The following is a 25,145-nucleotide window of genomic DNA, read 5'->3' on the forward strand; positions in this document are numbered from 1 at the left end:
ATTAGAACAGGTTTCAGTGACGGACGCCGGTTGTTTCAACGAGTTTCTTCACCTCGCCTCGTAGTCGGGTCCCCGCTCGGCCACATAACCCTTGGCCCAGCGGTAGTCGGGCTTACCGCTCGGCGTGCGCGCGACGGTCTCGGCCACCCAGATCCGCCGCGGCAGTTTGTATCCCGCGAGACGCGCGCGCACGTGCTCCGCCAGCGCGGCGAAGTCGATCGCGCCCGCGGCCGGCGACACCACGGCCGCCACCAGCTGCCCCCAGCGCTCGTGCGGCACCCCGATCACGACCGCGTCGTAGACGGCGGGATGGGCCTTGACGGTGGCCTCGACCTCTTCCGGGAAGACCTTCTCCCCGCCGGTATTGATGACCATATTGCCGCGGCCGATCAGGGTGACCGACCCGTCGGACTCCACGCGCGCGCGATCGTCGGTGATGACCATGCGCACCCCGTCCACGGTGCGGAAGAGCTTGTCGGTCTTGACCGGATCCTTGTAGTAGCCGATCGGCACATTGCCGGTCTTGGCCACCCAGCCCTCGCCGCCCGGCGCGACGGGCCACCCGGCGTCGTCCACCACCAGCGCCCCGCGCCCGGTGTGCACCCGCGGCGCACGGGCCGGATCATCGTCCTTCTGCGCGAATCCGATACCGCCGAAACCGGTTTCGGAGGAGCCGATGGATTCGGTGACCAGTGTGCTGGGGAACAGTTCCAGCAGTGCGTTCTTCACCGGCTGGGTGAGCTGGGCCGCGCCGGAGCCGATGGAGATCAGCGACGACGCGTCCACCGGCGCGGCCCGGTAGGAGTCCACCAGCGGCCGGGCGATGGCGTCGCCGGTGACCACCAGGACCTGGGGCCGCTCCCGCGCCACCACCTGCCACACCTCGTCGGCGTCGAAGCGCGGCTGGAACAGCACCGCGTTGCCGGACCACAGCGCGGTGAAGGTGGGCATCATGGCGGCGGCGTGGATGAGCGGCGGCAGCACGAACCAGGTCATGGGCGAAGGGTTCCCGGCCCCCGCGCGGGATTGCTGGTACTCGTCGGCGACGGGTTCACCGGTGTAGAAGTCGATGCCGCCGCCCAGCACCCGCCACATGTCCTCCTGCCGCCAGATGACGCCCTTGGGCAGGCCGGTGGTGCCGCCGGTGTACATGATGAAGTGATCGTCGGCGCTGCGCGGCCCGAAATCCCGTTCGGGCGAACCGGATTCGAGCGCCTGCTCGTACGGGACGGAGGTGGTCGGCAGCCCCGCGCCGCCCTGATCGTCCTCCACCACCAGGGTGTGCCGCAGCTTCGGCAATTGCGGCCGGATCTCCTCGATCAGCGGCGCGTAGCAGCGGTGGTGCACCGTCATCTCGAGGTCGGCGTTGTCGTAGACGTAGCGCAGTTCCTCCGCGCGGTACCGGTAGTTGATATTGACCGGCACCGCGCGAATCTTGTAGCAGCCCAGCAGTGTTTCGAGACTCTCGATGCCGTTGTGCATGTGGAAGCCGATGTGGGTCCCCGGTCCCGCGCCGGCGGCGGTGAGGTGGTGGGCCAGCCGGTTGGCGCGGGCGTCGAGTTCGGCGAAGGTGCACCGGCGCGGGCCCTCGATGACGGCGGTCCGGTCCGGCACGGCGTCGGCGGAGTGTTCGAAGAGGTCGGCGAAAGTGCACGCCATGGCCGTATCTCCTGGTGTGTTCCGGCTACAGGACGGTGAGCGGCAGCGGGATGCCCCGGTCGGTGAAGGTGAAGGCGGCCCCGGAGCTGAACCGGGTGATGGCGACCTCGTCGGCCTCGCGGTACGGCAGGTCCGCGCAACCGATTTCGAGGGTGAGGCCGCACTCGTCGACAGAGCGGACCCGGGTGTGGAAACGCGGGTTGACCCCGCGCACCAGAGCGTCGAGCGGGGCCAGGTGCTCGGGGTCGAGCAGGGCGGGCCACGCACCGTCGTCGATCGCGCCGCAGCCGCGGCCGATCCGCAGTTCCACCAGTTGTTCGCCGCCGGTGGTCTCGGTGGCGACCTGCATGTCGACGTAGGCGGCCGGATTGAAGGCGGGATGCAGCCGCAGCACCTTGGCCAGCGCCGCCGCGTCGTCGCCGAGCCCGAGCGCCGTGCGGATGCGCTCGGCGGTGAGGCCGGCGATTCCCGTCCACTGCTTGCGCAGGATATCCAGCGCCACATCGGGTTTCGTCCGGGGCTCGACGGCGGTCCGGTAGCCGAGGGTGAGCAGATGGTGCTGCAGGCACACCTCGTCGGCGATCCGGATGAGCGCGGAGCGGGAGAAGTCCGCGAAGCGCAGATCGCTCAGCAGCGGACCTGAATAGTCGTGCTGTCCCGGATCTTCCGGGTCGATGGGCGCCAATACCGTGGCGGCGGCTTCGGATCCGGCCACCACCTGCGCGTCGTCGGGCGGGACCGGGGGCTCGTGGGCGGGATCGATGGTGACGGTCCACGCGCACACCGGCTTCTTGGGATGTTCCAGCCGATCGGCGGGCTCGCGGGGTGGGCGGTGCACCGGGCGGACCTGCGCGTAGGGGTTGGTGGCCAGCGCGGTCGCGTCGAAGGTGGGGTCTTCGATGTCGTGGCACATGGCGACCACGAACTCGGTGCCCATCGGCTCCACGTCGGCGAGCGCGCCGCAGTGGTCCAGGTGGAATTCGCCGTGGTCGTGGTCGATCACCCGGAAGCGGAAATCCATGAATTGCGGTGGCGCGCCGATATCCAGCTGGAAGCCCTTGAAGATGGCGTCCACGCCGTCGCCGGTGATGTCGAGCGCCCGCCGCATGCGCCGGGTGTAGACCGGGCTGGCCAGCTGCCATTCCTCGATGGCCACCGCCGTCATGCCTTCCCGGCCCAGCGCACCCAGCACGTGCGCCATGCCGGAGCGGTCGATGAGGTGGCCGCACAGCAGCAACTCCGGAACCAGCAGGGCCAGTTCGGATCTGGTCAGGGCTTCGAATCTGCTGTTCACCACAGGGGCACCGGCCCCTTTCCGACGGGGTACCAGCCGGGCAGCGGTTCGCCCGTCATGGCCCGTTCCATGCGCTTGCGCATTCCGGACGATAGCGCGTCGTTCGAGATCATCTCGACGAAAAGCGCGGTCACATTGCCGAAGTCGAAGAAGTCGCGCTGCCAGGACCACCGGTAGTCACCCGCGTAGCGGAACCAGCTGCCGCCGATGCCCTCCGGACTGTAGGGCCGGCCATCCGCCCGCCGGCCCTCGTTGACCTGCTTCCAGAAGCCGATGACGCTGCCGCTGCGCTCGTCGACCACGAATTCCTGATACGGATAGGTCCAGCCCTCCAGGCCGAACATCTCCTGGCCGAGCGCGATGTCACGGATCTCGTCGCGGCCGACGGCCATGAACTCCTGCTGCGGGCCGTAGTTCCAGCCGTAGGTGGCGTCCTCGGTGTAGAAGTGCTCGAGCGGCTTCCAATCGCCCTGGGCCTCACACTGTTTGTTCTCGTCCACCCAGCGGCGGATCATCTCGTCGAGTTCGTCGCGGGACCAGCTCACCGCGGCCTCCTTCTGTTCGGGTTGCGCTATTCGGCGGCGCTGTCGTCGACCAGCGACAGCGCCTGGGTCGGGCAGTAGCGGACGGCGGCGCGGGCCGCCTCCAGGTCGGCGCCGGGGTCGGGGCGCAGGATCCGGACCTGGCCCTGTTTGGGCACCTGGAAGAGTTCGGGGGCCTCGTCCTGGCAGACGGCGTGGCCCTGGCAGAGATCGAGATCGACGATCAGTCGCATCAGGAGGCGTCCTTCCTGTCCTGGATCGGCGCTTCCGGCTGCACCTCCACCAGCACCAGGTGCGCGCCGCGCGGGGTGGAGACGACCGCGGTCACGGCCGCCGCGAGATCGGCCGGCCGCAGGAACTGCGGGTGCCGGGCGAAGCCCCATTTCACCCAGTTCTCCAGCAGCGGGCCGACGACTTCCGGGGTGGCCTGCATGCCCATGCCGGTGAGGGTCTGCCCAGGGCGGACGATGGACGAGCGCACCCCGGTGCCCTCCAGCTCCATGCGCAGCTGGGTGGCGAAGGCCTCCACCCCGGTCTTGGCCGCGTTGTACGCGCCCGCGCCGGGACGCACCCGGACCGCGCAGTCGGAGCCGATGACGACGAAGTCGCCGCGCTGCCGTTCGATCATGCCCGGCAGCACCCGGTGCGCCAGGCGCTGCGCGCCGACCAGGTGCACGCGGACCTGGGATTCGAAGACGTCGGGATCCATTTCCCAGGCCTGCCCGAATTCGAGGTCGCCCGCACCGGAGACCAGGATCTCGGTGGGGCCCAGCGCTGCTTCGGCGGCGGTCACGAATTCGTGCACCGAATCGGTGTCGGAGACGTCCAGCCGTCCGGCGAACGCCTCACCGCCGGCGGCGCGGATCTTCTCGGCGAGGGTCTCGCAGATCTCCACCCGGCGTGCGCCGAGCGCGACCGGATGCCCCAGGGCGGCAAGGGCTTCCGCCGTGGCGGCGCCGATGCCGGAGGACGCGCCCGCGACCATGGCGGGACGGCGGCCGGGATGTGCGGGGAAACGGGTCATCGACGGACCTCCACGGAGACGGGCAGGTGGGCGAATCCGCGCACATTCACCGAATGCACGCGCCGGCAACCGGATTCACCGATGCCGAAGGCGGGCACGCGAGCCGCGAACTCCCCCAGCACGATCGAGGCCTCCAGCCGGGCCAGGTGCGCACCCAGGCAGAAATGCACGCCGCGGCCGAAGCTGATCAGCCCGCCCTTGTCGGCGCGTTCGATGTCGTAGCGGTCCGGGTCGTGGAAGACGGCGGCGTCGCGATTGGCGGAACCGACGAGCAGCAGCACCTTGGCGCCCCGCGGAATCGTCTGCCCGTAGTACTCGAGATCCTCGGCGGCGGTGCGGGCCAGAATCTGGCTCGACGCGTCGTAACGCAGCGTCTCGTCCACCCAGTCCGCCACGAGTTCCGGATGGGCGGCGACCTTGGCATACTCGCCGGGATTGTGGCCCGCCCAATACAGCGCATTGCCCAGCAGTTTCGTGGTGGTCTCGTTCCCGGCGACCACCATGAGGAACATGAATCCGAGGATCTCCTCGTCGGTGAGCCGGTCCCCGTCGGCCTCGGCGTCGAGCAGGGCCGAGGTCAGATCGTCGGTGCGCTGCCGCTTCCGGGCCTCCAGCATCTCGTGGTAGTAGCCCGCCAGCTGCAGGGCGGCCTCCATGGCCGCGACCGGCACATCCAGCACGCCCTCCTCGCGATGCACCAGCAGGTCCGCGAGCCTGCGCAGTTCGGTGCGATCGGATTCGGGGACGCCCAGCAGTTCGGAGATGACGTCCATCGGGACCTGTCCCGCCACCGCGTCGATCCAGTCGAAATCGCCTCCGGCCAGCGCGGGTTCGAGATAGCGCCGGGTGATGTCGCGGATGCGATCGCTCATCTCGGTGACCCGGCGCGGCGTGAAGCCCTGGTAGACCAGCTTGCGCAGGCGCAGGTGCCGCGGATCGTCCATGGCCAGGAAGGACATGGTCCGCCAGGCGTGCGGACCCCAGGCGGCGGGGTCCAGGGAGACGCCGTTGGCGCTGGAGAGCCGGATGTCGTCACGGAACCCGGCGGTCACGTCGGCGTGCCGGGACAGTGCCCAGAAGTCCAGGTCGGGGTGGTGGTACACCGGCGCCTCGGTGCGCAACCGCTGGTACACGGGGTAGGGGTCCTCGTGGATGCGGTAGTCGTAGGGGTCGAACAGCAGCGGCTCTAGGGAGGCTGCGGTCATGGTGTCTGCACCTCGTCTTCGATAACGCGTTCATCGGAGCCGATGAACGTTTTCCAGCAACGGAGACACGTAGCTGGACATGTGTCTGTACGGTACTAGCGACGGGATCGCCTGACAACGGAATCCCGCGAACCGAATCGGCAAGGTCCGCGCAAACTGAAACAGGTTCTTGCGCGTATCCGAGCCACGAACCTATAGTCCGTACACGTGTCCGGACAGCATGGGAGCTACCTATGAGCCCGAGCGATCTCGTCCCCGACGGCGGTTCGCACCTGCTGATCGGCGGCAAGCTGACGCCCGGCGGCGGCGGTGTGTTCACCACCGCCAACCCCGCCACCGGGGAAACCCTCGGCTACGCCGCCAATGCCGACGCCGCCGATATGGACGCGGCCATCGCCGCCGCCCGTACCGCCTTCGACACCACCGACTGGTCGCGCGATCCGGGATTTCGCGCGACCTGCCTGCGGCAGCTGCGGGACGCGCTGCGCGGGCACCTCGAGGAACTACGCGAGATCACCATCGCCGAGGCCGGCGCACCCCGCATGCTGACCAGCGGGCCGCAGCTGGAGGGCCCGGTCGGCGATCTCGGGTACTTCGCCGACCTCGCCGAGAACTACGCGTGGGAAACCGATCTCGGCATCGCCTCACCCATGGGAATCAAGAGTGCGCGGCGGGTGCGCCGCGAACCCGTCGGCGTCGTCGGGGCGATCACGCCCTGGAATTTCCCGCACCAGATCAACTTCGCCAAGCTGGGCCCGGCGCTCGCGGCGGGAACCACGGTGGTGCTCAAGCCCGCGCCCGATACACCGTGGTGCGCGGCAGCCGTGGGACGGATCATCGCCGAGGAGACCGATATTCCGGCCGGGGTGGTCAATATCGTCACCTCCGACGACCACGGGCTGGGCGCCCAGCTGGTCACCGATCCGCGGGTGGACATGATCTCGTTCACCGGGTCGACCCAGACCGGCCGGGCCGTCATGGCCGCTGCGGCAACGTCTTTGAAGAAGGTGTTCCTGGAGCTGGGCGGGAAATCGGCGTTCATCGTGCTGGACGACGCGGATATCACCGCGGCGGTCAGCTACGCGGCGTTCGGGGTGTGCGTGCACGCCGGGCAGGGCTGTGCGATCAGCACCCGCCTGCTGGTGCCGCGTGCACTGCACGATCAGGCGGTCGAAGCGGCCGCGCGCACCCTGGCCGGGATCAAGCCCGGGGATCCGTCGAAACCCGGAACCGTCTGCGGCCCCGTCATTTCCGAGCGGCAGCTGGCACGCGTCGAACGCTATCTCGAGATCGCGCGCGCCGAGGGCGGCACCATCGTCACCGGCGGCGGACGCCCCGAGCGCGCCAGCGGCTGGTACATCGAACCGACCCTGATCACGGGGCTGCCCAACAGCTCCACCGTGGCCCAGGAGGAGATCTTCGGGCCCGTCCTCACCGTCATCCCGCACGACGGTGACGCGGATGCCGTCCGCATCGCCAACGACTCCCCCTACGGCCTTTCCGGCTCGGTCTGGGGACGCGATCCCGAGCGGCTGCGCGCGGTCGTGGAGGGCGTGCGCACCGGGACGCTCAGCGTCAACGGCGGCATCTGGTATTCGGCCGACGCGCCCTTCGGCGGCTACAAGCAGTCCGGCATCGGCCGGGAAATGGGCGTCCTCGGCTTCGAGGAATACACCGAAACCAAACTCATCGCGACCGGTGTCTGAGGAGAACCGACATGAACCGATTCACCGACAGGTCGATCATCGTCACCGGCGCCGCGCGCGGCATCGGCGCCGCCTACGCACGGGCGCTGGCCGCCGAGGGCGCGAAAGTGGTTGTCGCCGACCTCAACAGCGAACTGGGCGAGACCGTCGCCAAGGAGATCACCGCCGCCGGCGGCGTCGCGGTCTTCGCGCAGGTCGACGTGGCCGATCCGGCCTCCGCCAAGGCGGTCGCCGACTTCACCGTCGCCGAGTTCGGCGGCATCGATCACCTGGTCAACAATGCCGCCATCTACGGCGACATGAAGCTGGACATCCTGCTGACCGTGCCGTGGGACTACTACAAGAAGTTCATGGCCGTGAATCTCGATGGGGCGCTGAACATGACGCGCGCGGTGTACCAGCACATCGCGGCCAAGGGTGGCGGGTCGATCGTCAATCAGTCGTCCACCGCGGCCTGGACCTACTCCGGGTTCTACGGATTGGCCAAGGCGGGCATCAACAGCCTGACCCAGCAGCTGGCACACGAGCTGGGGCACTCCAAGATTCGGGTCAACGCCATCGCGCCCGGGCCCACCGACACCGAGGCCACCCGCAGCATCGTGCCGGACCAGTTCGTGGATCAGCTGGTGAAGCAGATGGCGCTCAAGCGGCTCGGCACCACCGAGGACATGGTCGGGGCGTGCCTGTACCTGCTGTCCGACGATGCCGCCTGGGTGACCGGGCAGGTGCTCAATGTCGATGGGGGGCAGGTCTTCCGGCCATGAGTGCGAACCAGGAAATCCCGGTCGGGTTCATCGGACTCGGCAATATGGGCGCGCCGATGGCGCAGCGCCTGGTCGGCTGGCCGGGCGGGCTGGTGGTGTGCGACATGCGGCCGGACGCGGTGCAGCCGTTCACCGACGCGGGCGCGACGGCCGCCGCCACCGCCGCCGAGGTGGCACAGCGCTGCGGCGTGGTCTCGGTCGTGGTCCTCGACGACGACCAGGTGCGCTCGGTCGTGACCGGCCCCGACGGGCTGTTGCAGACCGCGAAACCGGGCACCGTCATCGCCGTGCACTCCACCATCTCCGATCGCACCGCCGTCGAGCTCGACGCCGAATGCGCCTCGCACGGCGTGGAATTCGTGGACGCGCCGATCAGCGGCGGCGCGCCGGCCGCGCAGCGCGGGGAGCTCGCGGTCATGGTGGGCGGCAGCGCCGCCGCCTTCGAAACGGTGCGGGAACCGTTCGGGCGCTTCGGATCCCTGGTCATCCACGCCGGCGAGGTCGGTGCGGGCACGCGAATGAAGCTGGCACGCAACCTGCTGCACTTCGTCGCCTTCACCGCCGCGTCGGAGGCGCAGCGACTGGCCGAGGCGGGCGGGCTGGACATCGCCGCGCTCGGCAAGGTGGTCCGGCATTCCGACTCGCACACCGGCGGGCCCGGCGCGATCATGCTGCGCAAGACCACCGCGCCGGTCGCCGCGGACGATTTCTGGTTCCCGATTCTCGGCCACGTCCGCGACCTCGGCGAGAAGGATCTGGCGCTGGCGCTGGACCTGGCCGGACGGCTGGATGTCGACCTGCCGCTGGCGCGGCGCGCATTGCACGACCTGGGTGACGGGCTCGGCGTGGGGCCCGGAACGATCGCGAAGGAGCAGTCATGACAACGGATCAGAGTCCCACCGAGCAGCGGCAGCAGGGCCTGAAGAAGATGTCGGAGGTGTACGGGTTCGAGCTGCCGAACCTGGCCGGTGATCCGTTCTTCGAGGTCACCGTCGATCACCTGTTCGCCGACATCTGGAATCGGCCCGGCCTGTCGCTGCGCGACCGGCGGCTGCTGCTGCTCGGCGCCATCACGGCGCAGGGACATTCGGAGATCGCCGAGATCCAGGTCGGCGCGGCCCTGCGCAATGGCGAGCTCGACGCCGATCAACTGCGTGAGATCGCGGTGTTCCTGGCCCACTACGTGGGCTGGCCCGCGGCCACCAAACTGGACGGCGTCATTCGCAAGACGCTCGCCAAGGACAAGAAGAAGTAATCCCAACCCGCAGTGAGGAATACAGAGACAATGGCGGAAACCGCAAGCGTCCGACCGCTTCTGGCCAGCGAGGTCGAAACCTGGGATGACCGGGCCGACGTCGTGGTCGTCGGCTTCGGCATCGCCGGGGTGTGCGCGGCCATCGAGGCCGCACGCTCGGGGGCCGATGTCCTGGTGCTGGAACGCACCGGCGGCTGGGGCGGTGCGGCCGCCATGTCCGGCGGCTTCATCTATCTCGGCGGCGGTACCGCGCTGCAGCGGAAACTGGGCTTCGAGGACACCGCCGAGAACATGGAGGCATTCCTCACTGCGGCCCTGGGCCCGGGCGTCGACAAGGCCAAGATCCACGACTACTGCCAGGGCAGTATCGAGCACTTCGATTGGCTGGTCGCCCAGGGCGTTCCGTTCAAGGAGGAATTCTGGGGCGAGCCCGGCTACGAGCCGCCCGGCGACCAGGGCCTGATGTACTCCGGCGGCGAGAACGCCGCACCGTTCAAGGACTCGATCCCGCCCGCGCCGCGCGGTCACCTGGCCTGGACCAAGGACAAGAAGCTGGGCGAGAAGGGCGGCGGCTACATGCTGATGGAGCCCCTCGCCCACAAGGCCGGCGAACTCGGTGTGCGACACGAATACGACGTGCGCCTGCGCCGGCTCATCGTCGACGAGACCGGTCGCGTGGTGGGCGTGGCCGCCACCCGCTACGGCAAGCCGGTACACGTGCGCGCCGAACGCGGCGTGGTGCTGGCCACCGGCAGCTTCGCCTACAACCATGAAATGGTGCAGCGCTACGCGCCCAAGATCTCCGGCCGGCCCACCGCCACCGTCGAGGAGCACGACGGCATCGGCATCCGGGTCGCCCAGGCGCTGGGCGCGGATCTCGCGCACATGGACGCCACCGAGGTGGCGCTGGTGGTGGACCCGCAGGTGGTGGCGCGCGGCATCCTGGTGAACGGGCGCGGGCAGCGCTTCATCACCGAGGACACCTATGCCGGGCGCATGGGTCAGGCCGTGCTGCAGGAACAGGGCAATCAGGCGTACCTGGTGATCGACGAACTCGCGCTGGAGGAGGCGATGGAGAGCAAGTCTTCGCTGTCGTTCCTGCGCACCGCGCCGACCTGGGTGGCGGAGACGGTCGCCGAACTGGAGAGCGAGATGGGCCTGCCGGAGCACACCCTGCAGGCCACCGTCGACCTCTACAACCACCACGCGGAGCAGGGCGAGGATCCGCTGCTGCACAAGAAGACCGAGTGGGTCAAACCCATCCGCACCCCACTCGGCGCGTACGACCTGCGCGGCTACACCGGCGGCTTCACCCTCGGCGGCCTGCGCACCGATCTGGACTCCCGAGTCCTCCACGTCTCCGGCGAACCCATCCCCGGCCTGTACGCCGCAGGCCGCGTCACCTCTGGCATCTGCTCCGGCGGCTACGCCTCCGGTTGCTCCCTCGGCGACGGCAGCTTCTACGGCCGCCGCGCCGGCGTCTCCGCCGCCAAGCAGCTCTGAAAGGAGCCGTCCCCCATGCGATTCGGCATCGTCCTGTTCACCAGCGACCGCGGCATCACACCCGCGGCCGCCGCCAAGGCCGCCGAGGATCGAGGCTTCGACTCCTTCTTCGTCCCCGAGCACACCCACATCCCCGTCAAACGCGACGCGGCCCACCCCCAGACCGGCACCTCCGAACTCCCCGACGACCGCTACATGCGCACCCTCGACCCATGGGTGGCCCTCGGCACGGCCGCCGCGGTCACCTCCCGCATCGAATTGTCCACCGCGGTAGCGCTGCCCACCGAGAGCGACCCCATCACCCTCGCCAAGACCATCGCCACCCTGGACCACCTCTCCGGCGGCCGCGTCACCCTCGGCGCCGGATTCGGCTGGAACACCGACGAACTCACCGACCACGGCGTACCCGGCAACAAGCGCCGCACCGTGCTGCGCGAATACATCGAAGCCATGCACGCTCTCTGGACCGAGGAAGAAGCCTCCTACTCCGGCGATTTCGTCTCCTTCGGCCCCAGCTGGGCCTGGCCCAAGCCGATCCAATCCCACATCCCCGTCCTCATCGGCGCCGGCGGCACCGAGAAGACCTTCACATGGATCGCCCGCTCCGGCGACGGCTGGATCACCACCCCCTACGAATCCGACGTCTCCGCCGCCACCACCCTGCTGATGAAGCACTGGCAGGAAGCAGGCCGCGAAGGCACCCCCCGCGTGGTGGCCCTCGCCCACAAACCCGACCCCGAAAAACTCTCGGCCTGGGCCGAAGCCGGCGTCACCGACGTCCTCTACGGCCTCCCCGACAAACCCGAACCCGACGTCCTCGCCTATCTGGACCGCTTGGCAGGCAAGCTCACCCCGCTGGGCCTGACCACCCCCACCGCCTGACCCGTCCCACTCGCAGCCAGGAGCAACACCGACCTCCCCGCCCGTAATAGACCGCGGGCGCGGAGGTCGGTTGCGCAATAGAGGAACGCAACGGTTGTCGGAAACTGCGCCACCGGCGAACAGCCGAGCTTTCGGTTCTTTCTGTTTGTTCTGTTTTGTTTTCTTTTGTCCTAAAAGGTGATCCGTGCAGTCCGTCGGCCGGGACCGAGGTCACGGCTCTCGAGCCGCGTCAGCGAAAGTCCGGTAGGGCAGGCGACGCAACCACACTTCCAGGTGCATCACCGCGCGAGGAATCCAGTTGCCAGTCATCCACCCTGGTTGTCTTCCCCCGAGTTACCTGGCCTCATGCATCTGAATCACATAGTGACGCGGGAGGTCCCGACGTGTGAACGTACCGCCCGCCGCTGGCCGGGCGTGCAATAGACGTGGACGAGTTCGGTCATGGCGTTGACGACCGGGCCCGGATCGATCAGGGGCCGAATCGGCTCGGCATCCGGAACTCCGGCAGCGGTGACCGGCGGCACCGCCAGCGCCGGGAACAGGAACTTCGCACCCTCCGGGGACGTGATCACCGAACCACCCGAGGGCGTGCGCCATTCGACCTTCCGGTCCGGATGGTGAACGACCTGCCAGCCATTGGCCCCATTGTCGGCGAGTGTCTTCAGGCGATGGTGGCGACGACACCGGCATCCGAGATTGGACTCGACTGTGCGGCCGCCATTTTCGGGGTCCGCGTGATCGAATCGATCCTGATGGTCGAGATCGGTTCCGGCAGGGGGAACTCCGCAGCCCGGTGCGCGGCAACCACCGTCGAGAGCGCGAACTCGCCTGGCCGCTCGGGCCGCAGGGCGGTATCGCAACTCGGAATCAGTGGGCCGTGCCGCGGGTGCGGGTGGCCGAGCGGCCGGGTCGGTGATGACGTCGAAGCGGGCATGCCGTGCGATCTGGCGGGCCAGGTCGGCATCGATCGCACCGAGACCCGCGAGCAGTGCCGGGTTGTCCTGCAGACCGGCCAGTGTCTCCATCGAAACCCCTACCTGCACAAGGGCTTTGCGCGCCGTAGGAGACGGCTCGCCCTCGTCGGTGCGGGGGCAGTCGGCGCGCCCACATTCGCAGGTGAGGCGACCGCGGCCGTCAGCCAGCGCGACCAAGGCGTCAGCCCGGCGCTGGTTGGTGATGCGCGGGTCGTTCCCGCAGCACTGGGTGGTCGCCATTTCCCGCAACCGTTCATAGAGCGCCTGCCCACCGGCGGCGGGCAGCACCCCGTCGAGCAGCGCGGTGCCGTCATCGGCCGCGGTGACCTTCACATACCGGTCCGCCTCGGCGGACTTGCGCCGCGCGGCCTGACCCGCCGGATCCGCCTCCAGCAGCCACCGCCGCAGGGTCCGCCGAACCCGCTGCGGCTCAGCCTTCTCCGCATACGCAACAATCCGCGACTCCAGCTCGGCCACCAGATCCTCGGAAGCATTGGCCAGCGTTTCACTGATCGCCCGCACCCGTGGCAGGTCGATCCGCCCATCGGCGAAAGCCTCGCGAGTACCGCTGTATCGGTTGTCCAAGCCCAGACCGAGCGCGATCAGCCCGTCCGCCGACCGCTGCGACACCTTCAGCGCGATCCCGATCTCGGTGGCCGCATCCTCCCCCGCATACAACGCACCGACCCCCAGCTGCAACTGCTGCTCGCGCCGCAGCCGATACAGCTGCGTCATCAACTCGACCTCTTCGGCCTGAGCCGCAGCAATCATCGAGTGCACCACACGGAGTCGCTCCACCACCCGCACGGCAGCGAAGCCCTCACCAGCTGATTCACTCATAGATTCGATCGTAATTTCGAATCGGAAGACACGGAAGCAAGATAACCGAGACACGCCTTGAAAATCTCTGGCAAACAATAAGATTCGTGCCGCGCGCGGTCTAATTACAGGCGGCGATCCGTTGCAGGATTCGCAGCGCTCCGACGGCAGCGAGCTCGCGGAACTTCCCACCCGCCGCGACTCGGCGATAGAGGGCATCCGCCTCGCGGAGCACGAGCAGCCCGCCACCGGCGATCCAATGAGCCCAGTCGTCGTAGGCGAGCTCCGCGGCGGCACCGGAGCCCGGGTCGGCGATCAGGAGCAGACGCAGCGGCGTACGCCACCCACGAACCTCGCTGTCGTAATCACCCGGCGCGGCCTTGTCGGGATTACCCGGCGCAGCCTCGTCGGCGTGAGCGGCGACTTCCAGAATGACGCCCTTGCCCGCATAAGCGTGCGCGGCCTCGGCCAATGCGCGAGCCTCGTCGAGCGGCCACGTTCTGTTGATCCGCTCGATCAGTGCCGACATCTCGCGCGCGGTGACCTGGAGCGCGATGCGGTTCATTCGAAAGCCTTTCCGATGCGCCCTCATTCATACGGTTCGCGCATACCGCGAGTTGCTCGGCGGGCTCGGCCATAGTAGCATCCGGACACGTGTCTGATCCCCTTTCCGCCCGCCCTGCGGTGAGCATGGAGGCCACTCGCCGGCGACTCACCGAGAAGCAGGCCGATACCGTGGACCGCCTGACCCGGGCGGCCATGGATGTGCTGTCGCGGGAGGGATTCGCCGGGCTCACCGTGCGCATGGTGGCGGCGCAGGCCGGGGTGGGCACGGCCACCGCGTACACGTATTTCTCGTCGAAGGAACACCTGGTCGCGGAGATGTTCTGGCGCCGATTGGCCGCCACCGAGCCGCCCGCCGGCGAGGGCGCCGATTCGACCGCGCGGGTGCTGGCGGTACTGCGGCAGATCGCGCTGCTACTGGCCGACGAGCCGACCCTCGCGGGCGCGGTGACGGCCGCGCTGCTGGGGACCGATCCGGATGTGGCGCATCTGCGGCTGCGGATCGGTGGCGAGATCCGGCGGCGATTGATCGACGCGCTGGGCGCGGACGCCGATCCCGAACTCGTGGAAACACTCGAAATGATCTACGCGGGCGCACTGGTGCGCGCGGGCATGGGCTATGTGTCCTACGCCGAGATCGCCGATCGCATGGAGAAATTCGCGCTGCGCGTGCTGCGGAGCTGAAACCGGTTCGGGGTGCGCGGCCACCGTATCGATCCTGGTGGCCGCGAGTCCCGCTGTCTCCAACCGGATCCCGGAGGACTTCCCGGATCCCGAGTGCTTCGACCCGGTCCGCTACCTGGACCCGAACCAGGCGGATCTGGCCAACCGCTGGACCTGGATACCCGTCGGCGCGGGCCGCCACCGCTGCGTCGGCGCGGCCTTCGCGCTGATGCAGCTAGAGGCCATCTTCTCGATCCTGCTGCGGGACTGGGAATTCGAGCTCACGCCGCCATCGGACAGCTACCGCAACGACCATTCCCAGATGGTGGTGCAGCTGCAACAGCCGTGCGCGGTGCGGTACCGTCGCCGGGCACGGCCGTCGTAGAGCTGAGCTATAGGGAAGCCCGCTGAGTTACAGTGCGCCCTCGAGGGCGGAGACCACGGCCGGATCCTTCGGCTCGGTGCGCGGACGGAAGCGCCCCAGCACCGCGCCATCGCGCCCGATCAGGAACTTCTCGAAGTTCCACTGGATGTCCCCGGCCTCGCCGGCCGCGTCCGCGACCTGGGTCAGCTCCTGGTACAGCGGAATCCGGCCCTCGCCGTTGACCTCGCTCTTCTCCAGCAGCGGGAAGTCCACCCCGTAAGTAGCGGAACAGAATTCCGCGATCTCCTCGGCGGTGCCGGGCTCCTGGCCCATGAACTGGTTGCACGGCACGCCGACCACGGTGAAGCCCTGCGGTCCGTAGGTCTGCTGCAGTTCGACCAGGCCTGTGTACTGCGGGGTGAGCCCGCACTTGGAGGCGACATTGACCAGCAGCACAACCTTGTCGCCGGCCAGTTCGGCCAGTGTGGTGGGCTTGTCGGTCAGCGTGCGCAGCGGAATCTCGCGAAGATTGGTCACAAACACGAATAGTAGAACGAGTTCGATGAGGTCACCGGTTCAGGAGTAGCTCACCCGCCAGTGTTTGATCCCATTGATCCAGCCCGACCGCAGCCGTTGCGGCGGCGCGACCTCGGTGATTTCCGGCATGGCGTCGGCAATGGCATTGAACATCAGGTCGATCTCCAGCCGCGCCAGATTCGCGCCCACGCAGAAGTGGTTTCCGGTCCCGCCGAATCCGACGTGCGGATTGGGATCGCGCTCCACATCGAATTCGAAGGGATGGTCGAAGACCTCCTCGTCGAAGTTGGCGGAGCTGTAGAACAGCCCCACCCGCTGCCCCTCCAGAACTTTCTGCCCGCCGATTTCGGTGTCGCGCACGGCGGTCCGCTGGAAGGCAGAGACCGGCGTCGCCCAGCGCACGATTTCATCGGGTGCGGTGCGCGGCCGGCGCTCCTTGTACAGCGCCCACTGATCGGGGTGATCCACAAAGGCTTTCATGCCGTGCGCGATGGCATTGCGGGTGGTTTCGTTGCCCGCCACCGACAGCAGGATGACGAAGAATCCGAACTCGTCCGAGCCCAGGGCCTCGCCGTCCACATCGGCGGTCACCAGCTGGGAGACGATATCGCCGACCGGGCGGGCCCGGCGCTGTTCGGCCATGGTGTAGGCGTAGCCGAGCAGTTCGGCATTGGCGGTCATATTGCTGCCCGCGAATTCCGGATCGTCGTAGTTGAGCAGCTGATTGGACCAGGTGAACAGCTTGTGGCGGTCGTCCTGCGGCACGCCGAGCAGTTCCGCGATGGCCTGCAGCGGCAGCTCGCACGCCACCTGCTGGACGAAATCGCCGCCGCCACTCGCCTTCGCCTCCCGCACGATCTTTGCCGCGCGTTCGGTGAGCGCGGCCCGCAATCCCTCGATGGCGCGCGGGGTGAATCCCTTGGAGACGATGCGCCGGATCTTGGTGTGCTTGGGCGGATCCATATTCACCAGCAGCGCCTCGCGCCCGAGTTCGAGTTGTTCGGGTTCGGAGTCGGCGGGCATTTTGATGATGGAGCCCTTGCGATTCGAGGACCAGAGTTCCGGTCTGCGGGAGATCTCCTTGACATCCTCGTGGCGGGTGATCACCCAGTAACCGTCGTCGTCCATGGGTGCGGCCTGCTCGGGAGTCTGGGCATTCCACCAGACCGGCGCGGTGCGGCGCAGCAGTGCGAACTCCTCGGCGGGGCTGTGGTCGGCCCAGAGCTCGGGATCGGTGAAATCGAAGCCGGCCGGTAATGACGGAACAGACACTGTTCCTCCTCGGGCAAGGTGCCGCTATGATCACGAAATTGGAACGTGTTTCACAGAAATTGAACCATGCCGACCTGCGGCTGGGCAGCGTTTCCGGCCTCCGATCCCCGGGTTCCCGCACACCCTGCGGTGCAGCTACCCCGCAGCAGTGGATCTGCAACATGTTCAACGAGGACCCGCCGCGCCCGCAAGATCGCTCAACCCACCCTGAAGTCGATCTTGTGACTGGACATCATGTCCACTGTGTCGGCAGACTAGAACTTGTTCTACAGTGATGCCAGGCACACTCGAAGATGAGGTAACTGATATGACCGCTTCCCCGGGCTCCACGTCCGAAGCCGATTACGTCGTCGTTGGCGCGGGCAGCGCCGGTGCAGTATTGGCCGGACGGCTCGCTCAGCGTGGCGCGAGCGTGATCCTGTTGGAGGCCGGGCGCAAGGACAACACCCAGCTGGTCACCCGCCCCGGCATGATCTCGATGGTCCACACGGTTCCGCAGCTGAAGAAGCTGGTGGCGTGGAAGCAGTACTCGGTCCCGCAGAAGCACGCCAACGACCGCCTGATCCCGATGACCCGCGGCAAGGTGCTGGGCGGCTCCAGCTCCATCAACGGCATGCTCTACGTGCGCGGCAACCGCGCCAACTTCGACTCCTGGGCCGCCGAGGGCAACACCGGCTGGAGCTACGACGAGGTGCTGCCCGCCTACAAGCGCCTCGAGAACTGGGTCGACGGCGCGGACGACTACCGCGCCACCGGCGGCCCGATCGAGGTCACCCGCCCCCGCGAGATCACCCCGATCTCCGAGGAGTTCATGACCGCCGCGTCCGAGACCCTCGGCGCGCCGATCATCGAGGACTACAACGGGGCGTCGCAGGAAGGCCTCTCGATCTTCCAGCAGAGCGTGAAAGACGGTGTGCGCTACAGCTCTTCGCGCGGCTTCATCACCAACATGCCGAACTCGAACCTGACCGTGCTCACCCACGTGCAGGCCACCCGCGTGGTGATCGAGAACGGCCGTGCCACCGGCGTCGAGATCGCCGAGAAGAACGGCTCGCGCCGCATCGTGCGCGCCGCCAAGGAGGTCATCGTCTCCGGCGGTGTCGTCGGATCGCCGCAGCTGCTCATGCTCTCGGGCATCGGCCCGGCCGGGCACCTGCGCGATCTCGGCATCGAGGTGGTCGCCGACCTGCCCGTCGGCCAGAACCTGCACGACCACCTGTTCGTGCCCATGACCTTCGTGTCCAAGAAGGCCATCCACCGCGGCATCCCCACCTACTTCGCGCGCGGCATCCTCAAGGAGATGCGCAACCCGGGCAGCTCCTTCATGGGCCGCACGGTCTTCGAGGCCGCCGGCTTCGTCAAGACCAAGTTCGCCGAGGGCGACCACCCGGACATGCAGATCCACACCCTGCCGTGGAGCTACCCGACGCCCAACCAGGACGCCGACAAGCTGCACCTGGTGGACCGCCGCCCGGCACTCACCGTCATGCCCAGCCTCATCTACCCGAAGAGCCGCGGCGAACTGAAGCTGGCCTCCGCCGACCCGTTCGCCTCGCCGCTCATCGACCCGGGCTACCTGACCGACCCGTGGGACACCGAGTTCCTGATCGAGGGCATCAAGATGATCCGGGAGGTCATGTCGCACAAGAGCATCGCGGGCGACATCACCGAGAACTTCTTCCCGGGCCAGGAGTGGGCGGACGAGACCGCGCTGCGCCGCGAGCTGCCCAACCGCGTGCACTCCATCTACCACCCGGTCGGCACCTGCCGCATGGGTGTGGACGAGCGCGCGGTCGTCGACCCGACGCTGAAGGTGCACGGCATCGAGGGCCTGCGCGTGGCCGACGCCTCGATCATGCCGAGCATCACCGGCGGCAACACCAATGCGCCGAGCTACATGATCGGCGAGAAGGCGGCCGAATTCATCGGCTGACCACAAGCCCGCGGAGGAGTGCTGCTACTTCCCTGGTAGCTCCCCCGCGCGGGTCAGCGGATCACGACCACCGCTGACCCGAAACAGCCCCGGGCCTACTACCTCTCGGCCCGGGGCTGTTGTTTTCTCGTATCAGGAGGAGTCACGGTGTCCCTGCCCGTCGATATCTGGCTGAACGCGCCGCTCGCCGAATCGGCCTCCCGCGCAGCGCGATTGCGCGAGCTCGGAGTGGACGGGGTGTTCACCTTCGAGGGCGCGCACGACGTGTTCCTGCCCTTGACACTGGCCGCCACGTCCGGGGTCGACATCATGACCAATGTGGCCATGGCGTTCCCGCGCAGCCCGATGCATCTGGCGCACACCGCGTGGGATCTGCAGTCATTGTCGGGCGGGCGGTTCCGGCTCGGGCTCGGCAGTCAGATCCGGACCCATATCGAGCGGCGCTACGGCAGCACCTGGTCGGAGCCGGTGGAGCGAATGCGCGACACCGTGCTGGCGGTGCAGGCGATCCTGCGGGCCTGGCAGGACGGCGAGAGGCTGGACTACCGCGGCCGGTTCTGGCAGCACACGCTCATGACCCCGCAGTTCGATCCGGGACCGAATCCCCATGGGGCACCGCCGGTTCTGGTCGGCGCACTGGGGCCGCGCATGACCACCATGGCGGCGGAGGTGGCCGACGGACTGCTGGTGATGCCGTTCAATACCGAGCGCCACTTCCGGGAGCGGACCCTCGCCGCTGTCGCGCAGGGGCGCGGGGACTCGACCCGGCCCTTCGAGATCATCGTGGAAGCCATTGTGGCCATGGGCAATTCGGAGCGAGAGCTGCTCGAGGCGCGCCGGGCGGTGCGAAACCTGCTGGCGTTCTACGGTTCCACGCCCGCCTACCGGCCGGTCCTGGAGGTGGAGGGCTGGGCGGAGCTGCAACCCGAGCTGAACCTGCTCTCGAAGCAGGGGCGGTGGCGGGAGATGGCCGGGCTCATCGAGGACCCGATGGTGGACGCGCTCACCGTCAGCGGCACACCGGTCGAATGCGCGGAGCTGATCCGTACCCGCTTCGGCGACAGCGCCGCTCGCGTCTGCTGCTACTTCCCGGGTTACCAGGTCACCGATGCCGCCATCGCCGACCTGGTGACCGCGCTGCACTCCTGAAGGTCCGCATTCCACGAACACCGCCCATCAGCAGGCGTTTTCGCAATTACAAGATCTTGTTAAGGCCGTGCCAAGCGCGGCTCGGCATCGTTTGTGTCAACGCCGGAACGCACCGGCGGACCCGACGAGCCACCATCCGGGGGTGGGAACGCTGGGGCCGACCCGTCTACGAGGGGTGGCGGGTCGGCCACAGCAAACCAACCAACCGGTACTCAATTGGGGACATGGCCTACCGCGAAGGGGGTGGTAGGCCAGCGCAGAACCCGCCGAGTCCGACCACGAGGGGTGTCGGACTGGGCGGGTTCTTTGTGTGGCAGGCTAACGGTTAGCGATCTTGTTCGTCCGATTTGTGGCCTTGTCCGCCTGGTACACGGCATCATGTAGGTAAGTGCGCCAAGAAGATTGGGATTGCCGATGGAAACCGTGGTCGTCTTCGTACTGGCCTGCCTGATCTACTGGTGGGGCCTACTCTGACGTGGGAGTTTGCGCGACCGCGTGCAGCGCGTCCGCGATGCGGCGGCTGAAGTGGTCGGCATCCTCGGTGCCGTGCGTGAGCGCGCGCATCAGGGTCGCACCCCGCAGGAATTCGAAGATCGCCTCGACATCGCAGGCGCGGGCCGCCTGACCCGATTCGGCAGCGGCCATGAGCAGCTCGCGCAGTGCCTGAATCGTCGGCCGCTCGCCGCCGTCGAGCAGGCGGCGGTAGCTCTCCCGATCGTCGTGATACTCCGAGAGCAGGCCGGGGATGGCCGAGCGCGCCGCCGGGTGCGCGGCGGCATTGAGGAACAGGCGCGTCCAGGCCAGTAGGTCGGCGCGCAGGTCGCCGCTGGGAACCGGGTGATTCTCGGTGTCCAGGGCGAAGATCGCATCCTCCACCAGGGCACGCTTGCCGGGCCAGCGTCGGTAGATCGAGGTCGTGACGACTCCGGCACGCCGGGCCACGGCCGCGATGGTGGTGGCCTGGTAGCCGTCGCGGACCAGGAGTTCCTGGGTCGCGGTGAGCACCAGCGCGTCCAGTTGCGGGTCACGGGGTCGGCCGGGGCCGGGGCGGGTGGTCCCGGTGGCTGCGGTCACGGGGCTCCCCTCTCGCTCGGGTCAGTGGCAAATTCTGAAACAGGTTACATCGTCGTCCGATTTGAAATACGGTATGGCCCGTATTCTAATTCAGGAGGCACCCATGCTGACGCCCCAGGACGAACTGCTCGCCCACCAGCTCCCCACCACCTTCGACCACGTCCAGCAGAGCGATCTGCGCTGGACCGAACGCGTCGTCCTGTACGGCTTCGACACCACCGGCGAGATCAGCGTGATGACCGGCATGGCGCGCTACCCCAACCGCAATGTGCTCGACGCCTACGCCATGATCACGATCGGCGACAAGACCGCCCACGTGGTCCGGCTCTCGCGCGAGATCGGCGACCGCTACGACGGCCTCGCCCACTGGCAGGTCGGCCCGTACAGGTACGAGATCGTCGAACCGCTGCGCAAGGTGCGCGCCACCCTCGGCGACAACGAGCACGGGGTGCGGCTGCAGCTCGACTTCGAGGGGCAGTTCCCGGCCTACGAACAGGAACCCGCCTTCTTCCGCAGCCGCGGCCGGGTGCGCGAGGACGCCCGCCGCTACTACCAGAACGGGCGCATCTCCGGGTGGATCGAGGTAGCGGGCAGCCGCTTCGAAATCGATCCGGAGACGTGGTGGTTCGGGCGCGACCACTCCTGGGGCACCCGCCACGGCGGGGGCGGCGGCAGCCTCGGCGAGGGCGAGGGCCTGCAGCCGGGCGACATCCCCGACGGCGTCCTCTACTACATGGGCATCTTCCAATTCGAGGACGAGCTGGTGCATTTCGCGCAGCGCGAGACCGCCGACGGGCAGCGCTGGCACTTCGAGGGCACCGTGCTGGCCCCGATCGGCTCCGCCGCGCAGCCGGTCCCGATCGTCACCACCGACCACGCGCTGACCTTCCGCGACGACTTCCGCATCGTCAGCGGCGGTAGCTTCACCGCGCGCGGCGCCGACGGTCGCGACCGTGAATTCACCATCACGCCGATCTCCGGCTTCTGGCCCGGCCTCGCGGGATACGACCATTACCGCGGCTACGCTTCCGGACTGTGGAAGGGCGCGGACTGGAGCGACGGCTTCACCGCCGACCTCACCGACACCGCGGATCTGCGGCAGGTCAGCATGCTCAGCGAGACCTTCTGCCGCATCGAAACCGCCGGCAAGGCCGGATACGGGCTGGTCGAAATGGTGTTCATGGGCCGCAACGCGCGGTACGGGTACGAGGGGTACTGACCGTGAGCACCACCCGAATTCCGGCCGAGCAGCTGGCGACGGCACTGGAACCGGCCGTACGCGAGCATCTTTCGCCCGCGGGGAACGCGCGAGTGCTCGAGCTCGCGCGCACCGAACGCGGATTCGCCACCGAGACCTATCTTTTCGAGGTCGAGGACGAGTGCGGCCGCACTCCCCTGGTCCTGCGACGACCACCGGACCTGTCGCTGTTCCCGGACTACGACCTGCTGCGACAGGTGCTGATGATGCGCCGGCTGGCGGATACCGGGCTGCCGGTGCCGGCCGTGGCCTGGCTGGAGCGGGGCGACAATCCGCTCGGCAGCCCGTATTTCGTGATGAACCGGCTGGAAGGCCGGGCGCCGAGCGACTATCCGTCGTATCACGCCGCCGGGAACTACTTCGAGGCCACACCCGAGCAGCGGGCTCGCATGTGGTGGGGATGCGTGGACACCATCGCCGAGGTCAACCAGTTGGATTGGCGGGCACTGCGATTGGACTTCCTCGCGTTTCCCGAGCACGGCGCCGGGGTCGTCGAGCAGGGGGTGAACTATCTGGACGCCGCACTGAAGTGGGCTTGCGAGGGAACGCCGCCGGAGATCTACCGGCGGGCGGTGGCGTATCTGCGCGACAACCGCTGCGAACCCGAGCAGCCGTGCCTCTGCTGGGGTGACGCCCGGATGTCGAACATCCTGTACGACAATGACTTCCGGGTCCGCGGTGTGCTCGACTGGGAGATCGCCCACCTCGGTGCGCCGGAGTCGGACCTGGCCTGGCTGCTATTCCTGGACTGGGCGTGCAGCGAGTACGAGGGCCATCCCCCGCTGCCGGGCACACCGAGCCGCGCCGAGACCATCGCCTACTACGAGAAGCGGACCGGTCACGAGGTCCGCAACCTCGAATACCACGAGGTCTTCTCGGCCGCCCTGTTGTCGATTCCCCTGCTGCGCATGACCCACCGCGTACAGCTCCCGCCGGAGATGAACATCACCGGCTTCTGCACTGCCCGCATCGAGCAATTACTCGGCTGACACCTGCCGGCGCCGCGCTGTCACGGCAGTGACTCCCTTCGCGGCAACGACTTTGCCCCCGGCGTGCTGCCGGGGGCAAAGTCGTTCGCGGTTGTCGGGACTAGCGGGCTTCGACCAGGTCAGCCTCGGCCGGAACCCCCTCCGGCGCAGCCGGCTTCGCGCCCTTCATCAGGAAGAAGGCGATCACCGTGGCGACCAGGACGGCCGCCCCACTCGCGAGGAAGGTGGTCGACATGGCGTGGGTGAAGGCCTCGCGGGCCGCGGTCACCAGGGCACCGTCGCCGGAGACGAAGGCACCCGCGATGCTGTCGCGAGCCGCCGCCGGGGCAGCGGAAGGCATTCCGTCGGTGTAGGTTCCGGCCAGCACCGCGCCGAGCACCGCCACACCCAGCGCACCACCGGTCTGCTGGATGGTGTCGTTCAGCGCGGAACCGACACCGGCCTGCTCCGGCGGGATGGCACCCATCAGAGCGCCGATGGCGGCGGGCATCGCCAGACCCGCACCTGCACCCAGCACCGCCATGGCCAGGGCCGCGGCCCAGAATCCGGAGTCGGCGGTCAGCGCCGCCAGCGCCCCGGAACCGGCGGCCAGCACCACCATGCCGATCAGGGTCACCAGGCGCACCCCCAGCTTCTGAACCAGCGCGGCGCCCAGGCCGTTGAAGAGCAGTGCGGCCACCGCCAGCGGGGTGAAGGCCAGTGCGGTCTTGATCGGCGAGTAGCCGAGCACGAACTGAAGGTACTGGGTGAGCAGCAGGCTCAGACCGGCGTTGGCGAAGGTGACCAGCACCAGCGAGAAGCTGGAACCGGTGAAGACCCGGTTGCGGAACAGGTGCAGCGGAACCATCGGGTGTTCGGCCTTCAGCTCACGAATCGCGAAGGCCGCCAGGAAGACCGCCGCGGCGAGCATCGAAACCCAGGTGCCCGCAATGCCCTTGGTCGGGAACTCGATGATGCTCCACACCAGCGACACCGTGCCCACGATCGACAGCGCCATGCCCGGCAGATCGGTCGGGCGGGCCGGGCCCTTGGACTCCGGCATCAGGGCGAAGGCCGCGAAGATGGCCACGGCCGCGATCGGCACATTCAGCAAGAACACCGAACCCCACCAGAAGTGGTTGAGCAGCACGCCGCCCAGCACCGGGCCGCCGACCATGCCCAGCACGGACACGCCGGTCCACGCGGCGATCGCCTTGGGCCGCTCGTCCTCGTCGAACACGGTGATCAGAATGGACAGCGTGCTCGGCATGATGAGCGCGCCACCGATGCCCATGATCACGCGGCCGGAGATCAGCATCCCCGCGCTGGTGGCGTAGGCGGCGAGCAGGGAGGCCACGCCGAAGAGGACCAGGCCGAGCACCATCACCAGCCTGCGGCCGAAGCGATCGGAGAGGCTGCCGGTGGTGAGCAGCAGGCCCGCGAAGACCAGGATGTAGCAGTCGATCACCCACTGCAGCGCCTGCGGTCCAGCGTGCAGGTCGATCGCGATCTCCGGCAGGGCGACGGTGAGGACCATATTGTCGATCACCAGCACCAGCGAGGCCAGGCAGAGCACGATGAGAATCAGCCAGCGCTGCGGGTTGCGCTGGGCCGCAGGCGATGTCAGCACCTCGGCCCTTTTGTCGGAAGTCATTTCGGTTCCCCTTCGAGAAGCTCTCCCGCACACTGTGCGGCGTTGTCGCACACTGTACGGTCTCCGTACACTGTTCGCAATC

23 protein-coding genes and 1 pseudogene are annotated in these 25,145 nt (G+C 68.1%); 12 read left to right on the forward strand and 12 right to left on the reverse strand.

The annotated features are described in order from the left end of the window. Window positions 1-48: 48 nt before the first annotated feature. The 6 genes from ACFXKA_RS28985 to ACFXKA_RS29010 are packed head-to-tail and all read right to left on the reverse strand — an operon-like array spanning window position 49 to window position 5,724. Window positions 49-1,659, reverse strand: a complete 1,611-nt coding sequence (locus ACFXKA_RS28985) for an acyl-CoA synthetase (protein WP_379429708.1) — start codon at window positions 1,657-1,659, stop codon at window positions 49-51. Window positions 1,660-1,684: 25 nt separating this feature from the next. Beyond that, a complete protein-coding gene (locus ACFXKA_RS28990) occupies window positions 1,685-2,956 on the reverse strand; it encodes a hypothetical protein (RefSeq protein WP_379429709.1) in 1,272 nt (423 codons plus the stop codon). Further along, on the reverse strand, window positions 2,950-3,468 hold the full coding sequence (locus ACFXKA_RS28995; RefSeq protein WP_354839119.1) for a nuclear transport factor 2 family protein: 519 nt from the start codon (window positions 3,466-3,468) through the stop codon (window positions 2,950-2,952). Before ACFXKA_RS28995 ends, ACFXKA_RS28990 begins: the two co-directional genes overlap by 7 nt. Window positions 3,469-3,524: 56 nt before the next feature. Next, entirely contained in the window at window positions 3,525-3,728 is a 204-nt protein-coding gene (locus ACFXKA_RS29000) for a ferredoxin (RefSeq protein WP_354839004.1), read from the reverse strand. Next, a complete protein-coding gene (locus ACFXKA_RS29005) occupies window positions 3,728-4,519 on the reverse strand; it encodes an SDR family oxidoreductase (RefSeq protein WP_379429710.1) in 792 nt (263 codons plus the stop codon). Before ACFXKA_RS29005 ends, ACFXKA_RS29000 begins: the two co-directional genes overlap by 1 nt. After that, a complete protein-coding gene (locus tag ACFXKA_RS29010; protein WP_379429711.1) occupies window positions 4,516-5,724 on the reverse strand; it encodes a cytochrome P450 in 1,209 nt (402 codons plus the stop codon). The genes ACFXKA_RS29005 and ACFXKA_RS29010 overlap by 4 nt, the downstream gene beginning before the upstream one ends. Before the next feature lie 233 nt (window positions 5,725-5,957). Between ACFXKA_RS29010 and ACFXKA_RS29015 the strand changes: the two genes are divergently transcribed. From ACFXKA_RS29015 to ACFXKA_RS29040, 6 genes are read left to right on the forward strand one after another with little or no spacing between them, the layout of a single operon-like run. Beyond that, entirely contained in the window at window positions 5,958-7,430 is a 1,473-nt protein-coding gene (locus ACFXKA_RS29015; RefSeq protein WP_379429712.1) for an aldehyde dehydrogenase, read from the forward strand. Window positions 7,431-7,441: 11 nt separating this feature from the next. After that, window positions 7,442-8,194 (forward strand): SDR family oxidoreductase, encoded by a 753-nt coding sequence (locus ACFXKA_RS29020; protein ID WP_364621457.1) that lies wholly within the window; start codon window positions 7,442-7,444, stop codon window positions 8,192-8,194. Then, window positions 8,191-9,075 (forward strand): NAD(P)-dependent oxidoreductase, encoded by an 885-nt coding sequence (locus tag ACFXKA_RS29025; protein WP_379429713.1) that lies wholly within the window; start codon window positions 8,191-8,193, stop codon window positions 9,073-9,075. The genes ACFXKA_RS29020 and ACFXKA_RS29025 overlap by 4 nt, the downstream gene beginning before the upstream one ends. Beyond that, window positions 9,072-9,449 (forward strand): carboxymuconolactone decarboxylase family protein, encoded by a 378-nt coding sequence (locus ACFXKA_RS29030; protein ID WP_379429714.1) that lies wholly within the window; start codon window positions 9,072-9,074, stop codon window positions 9,447-9,449. The genes ACFXKA_RS29025 and ACFXKA_RS29030 overlap by 4 nt, the downstream gene beginning before the upstream one ends. 30 nt (window positions 9,450-9,479) lie before the next feature. Continuing rightward, window positions 9,480-10,952, forward strand: coding sequence for an FAD-dependent oxidoreductase (locus ACFXKA_RS29035; protein WP_379429715.1), 1,473 nt, complete (start codon window positions 9,480-9,482; stop codon window positions 10,950-10,952). Window positions 10,953-10,967: 15 nt separating this feature from the next. Continuing rightward, a complete protein-coding gene (locus tag ACFXKA_RS29040) occupies window positions 10,968-11,834 on the forward strand; it encodes an LLM class F420-dependent oxidoreductase (RefSeq protein WP_379429716.1) in 867 nt (288 codons plus the stop codon). 356 nt (window positions 11,835-12,190) lie between these two features. On the opposite strand, the gene ACFXKA_RS29045 is transcribed toward ACFXKA_RS29040, so the two are convergent. Then, window positions 12,191-13,648, reverse strand: a complete 1,458-nt coding sequence (locus ACFXKA_RS29045; RefSeq protein WP_379429717.1) for a DUF222 domain-containing protein — start codon at window positions 13,646-13,648, stop codon at window positions 12,191-12,193. A 100-nt stretch (window positions 13,649-13,748) separates the two neighbouring features. After that, window positions 13,749-14,192, reverse strand: coding sequence for a hypothetical protein (locus ACFXKA_RS29050; protein ID WP_379429718.1), 444 nt, complete (start codon window positions 14,190-14,192; stop codon window positions 13,749-13,751). A gap of 119 nt (window positions 14,193-14,311) precedes the next feature. Between ACFXKA_RS29050 and ACFXKA_RS29055 the strand changes: the two genes are divergently transcribed. Continuing rightward, window positions 14,312-14,875 carry a TetR/AcrR family transcriptional regulator gene (locus tag ACFXKA_RS29055; RefSeq protein ID WP_379429777.1) on the forward strand — a complete coding sequence of 188 codons (564 nt, stop codon included), beginning with the start codon at window positions 14,312-14,314 and terminating at the stop codon, window positions 14,873-14,875. Between the two features lie 34 nt (window positions 14,876-14,909). Continuing rightward, a pseudogene (locus tag ACFXKA_RS29060) lies at window positions 14,910-15,239 on the forward strand (cytochrome P450); the annotation flags it as partial. A 27-nt stretch (window positions 15,240-15,266) separates the two neighbouring features. Here the strand turns inward: ACFXKA_RS29060 and ACFXKA_RS29065 are convergent. Beyond that, window positions 15,267-15,731 carry a glutathione peroxidase gene (locus ACFXKA_RS29065; protein ID WP_379387701.1) on the reverse strand — a complete coding sequence of 155 codons (465 nt, stop codon included), beginning with the start codon at window positions 15,729-15,731 and terminating at the stop codon, window positions 15,267-15,269. A gap of 63 nt (window positions 15,732-15,794) precedes the next feature. Continuing rightward, on the reverse strand, window positions 15,795-17,027 hold the full coding sequence (locus tag ACFXKA_RS29070; protein ID WP_379429719.1) for a cytochrome P450: 1,233 nt from the start codon (window positions 17,025-17,027) through the stop codon (window positions 15,795-15,797). A gap of 307 nt (window positions 17,028-17,334) precedes the next feature. Here ACFXKA_RS29070 and ACFXKA_RS29075 point away from each other — a divergent pair, with 307 nt between their 5' ends. Further along, entirely contained in the window at window positions 17,335-18,960 is a 1,626-nt protein-coding gene (locus ACFXKA_RS29075) for a GMC family oxidoreductase (protein ID WP_379429720.1), read from the forward strand. 153 nt (window positions 18,961-19,113) lie between these two features. After that, a complete protein-coding gene (locus ACFXKA_RS29080) occupies window positions 19,114-20,109 on the forward strand; it encodes a TIGR03617 family F420-dependent LLM class oxidoreductase (RefSeq protein WP_379429778.1) in 996 nt (331 codons plus the stop codon). A gap of 465 nt (window positions 20,110-20,574) precedes the next feature. Here ACFXKA_RS29080 and ACFXKA_RS29085 read toward each other — a convergent pair whose 3' ends face one another. Continuing rightward, on the reverse strand, window positions 20,575-21,183 hold the full coding sequence (locus ACFXKA_RS29085; protein WP_379429721.1) for a TetR/AcrR family transcriptional regulator: 609 nt from the start codon (window positions 21,181-21,183) through the stop codon (window positions 20,575-20,577). A gap of 103 nt (window positions 21,184-21,286) precedes the next feature. Between ACFXKA_RS29085 and ACFXKA_RS29090 the strand changes: the two genes are divergently transcribed. Next, window positions 21,287-22,402, forward strand: coding sequence for a hypothetical protein (locus ACFXKA_RS29090; protein ID WP_379429722.1), 1,116 nt, complete (start codon window positions 21,287-21,289; stop codon window positions 22,400-22,402). 2 nt (window positions 22,403-22,404) lie between these two features. Further along, complete coding sequence (locus ACFXKA_RS29095) at window positions 22,405-23,430, forward strand: phosphotransferase family protein (protein WP_379429723.1); 1,026 nt, start codon at window positions 22,405-22,407, stop codon at window positions 23,428-23,430. A gap of 100 nt (window positions 23,431-23,530) precedes the next feature. Here the strand turns inward: ACFXKA_RS29095 and ACFXKA_RS29100 are convergent, their stop codons facing one another. Continuing rightward, window positions 23,531-25,063, reverse strand: a complete 1,533-nt coding sequence (locus ACFXKA_RS29100) for an MFS transporter (RefSeq protein WP_379429724.1) — start codon at window positions 25,061-25,063, stop codon at window positions 23,531-23,533. Between the last annotated feature and the right edge of the window lie 82 nt (window positions 25,064-25,145).

It is taken from the genome of Nocardia sp. NPDC059228 (assembly GCF_042754245.1).
Lineage (GTDB): Bacteria > Actinomycetota > Actinomycetes > Mycobacteriales > Mycobacteriaceae > Nocardia.

What these genes read in the sequence shown, in the direction of transcription:
- ACFXKA_RS28985 (WP_379429708.1), bottom strand. Translation starts at nt 1,659, where the DNA reads ATGGCGTGCACTTTCGCCGACCTCTTCGAACACTCCGCCGACGCCGTG.
- ACFXKA_RS28995 (WP_354839119.1), bottom strand. Translation starts at nt 3,468, where the DNA reads ATGATCCGCCGCTGGGTGGACGAGAACAAACAGTGTGAGGCCCAGGGC.
- ACFXKA_RS29000 (WP_354839004.1), bottom strand. Translation starts at nt 3,728, where the DNA reads ATGCGACTGATCGTCGATCTCGATCTCTGCCAGGGCCACGCCGTCTGC.
- ACFXKA_RS29005 (WP_379429710.1), bottom strand. Translation starts at nt 4,519, where the DNA reads ATGACCCGTTTCCCCGCACATCCCGGCCGCCGTCCCGCCATGGTCGCG.
- ACFXKA_RS29010 (WP_379429711.1), bottom strand. Translation starts at nt 5,724, where the DNA reads ATGACCGCAGCCTCCCTAGAGCCGCTGCTGTTCGACCCCTACGACTAC.
- ACFXKA_RS29015 (WP_379429712.1), top strand. Translation starts at nt 5,958, where the DNA reads ATGAGCCCGAGCGATCTCGTCCCCGACGGCGGTTCGCACCTGCTGATC.
- ACFXKA_RS29020 (WP_364621457.1), top strand. Translation starts at nt 7,442, where the DNA reads ATGAACCGATTCACCGACAGGTCGATCATCGTCACCGGCGCCGCGCGC.
- ACFXKA_RS29025 (WP_379429713.1), top strand. Translation starts at nt 8,191, where the DNA reads ATGAGTGCGAACCAGGAAATCCCGGTCGGGTTCATCGGACTCGGCAAT.
- ACFXKA_RS29030 (WP_379429714.1), top strand. Translation starts at nt 9,072, where the DNA reads ATGACAACGGATCAGAGTCCCACCGAGCAGCGGCAGCAGGGCCTGAAG.
- ACFXKA_RS29035 (WP_379429715.1), top strand. Translation starts at nt 9,480, where the DNA reads ATGGCGGAAACCGCAAGCGTCCGACCGCTTCTGGCCAGCGAGGTCGAA.
- ACFXKA_RS29040 (WP_379429716.1), top strand. Translation starts at nt 10,968, where the DNA reads ATGCGATTCGGCATCGTCCTGTTCACCAGCGACCGCGGCATCACACCC.
- ACFXKA_RS29045 (WP_379429717.1), bottom strand. Translation starts at nt 13,648, where the DNA reads ATGAGTGAATCAGCTGGTGAGGGCTTCGCTGCCGTGCGGGTGGTGGAG.
- ACFXKA_RS29050 (WP_379429718.1), bottom strand. Translation starts at nt 14,192, where the DNA reads ATGAACCGCATCGCGCTCCAGGTCACCGCGCGCGAGATGTCGGCACTG.
- ACFXKA_RS29075 (WP_379429720.1), top strand. Translation starts at nt 17,335, where the DNA reads ATGACCGCTTCCCCGGGCTCCACGTCCGAAGCCGATTACGTCGTCGTT.
- ACFXKA_RS29090 (WP_379429722.1), top strand. Translation starts at nt 21,287, where the DNA reads ATGCTGACGCCCCAGGACGAACTGCTCGCCCACCAGCTCCCCACCACC.
- ACFXKA_RS29100 (WP_379429724.1), bottom strand. Translation starts at nt 25,063, where the DNA reads ATGACTTCCGACAAAAGGGCCGAGGTGCTGACATCGCCTGCGGCCCAG.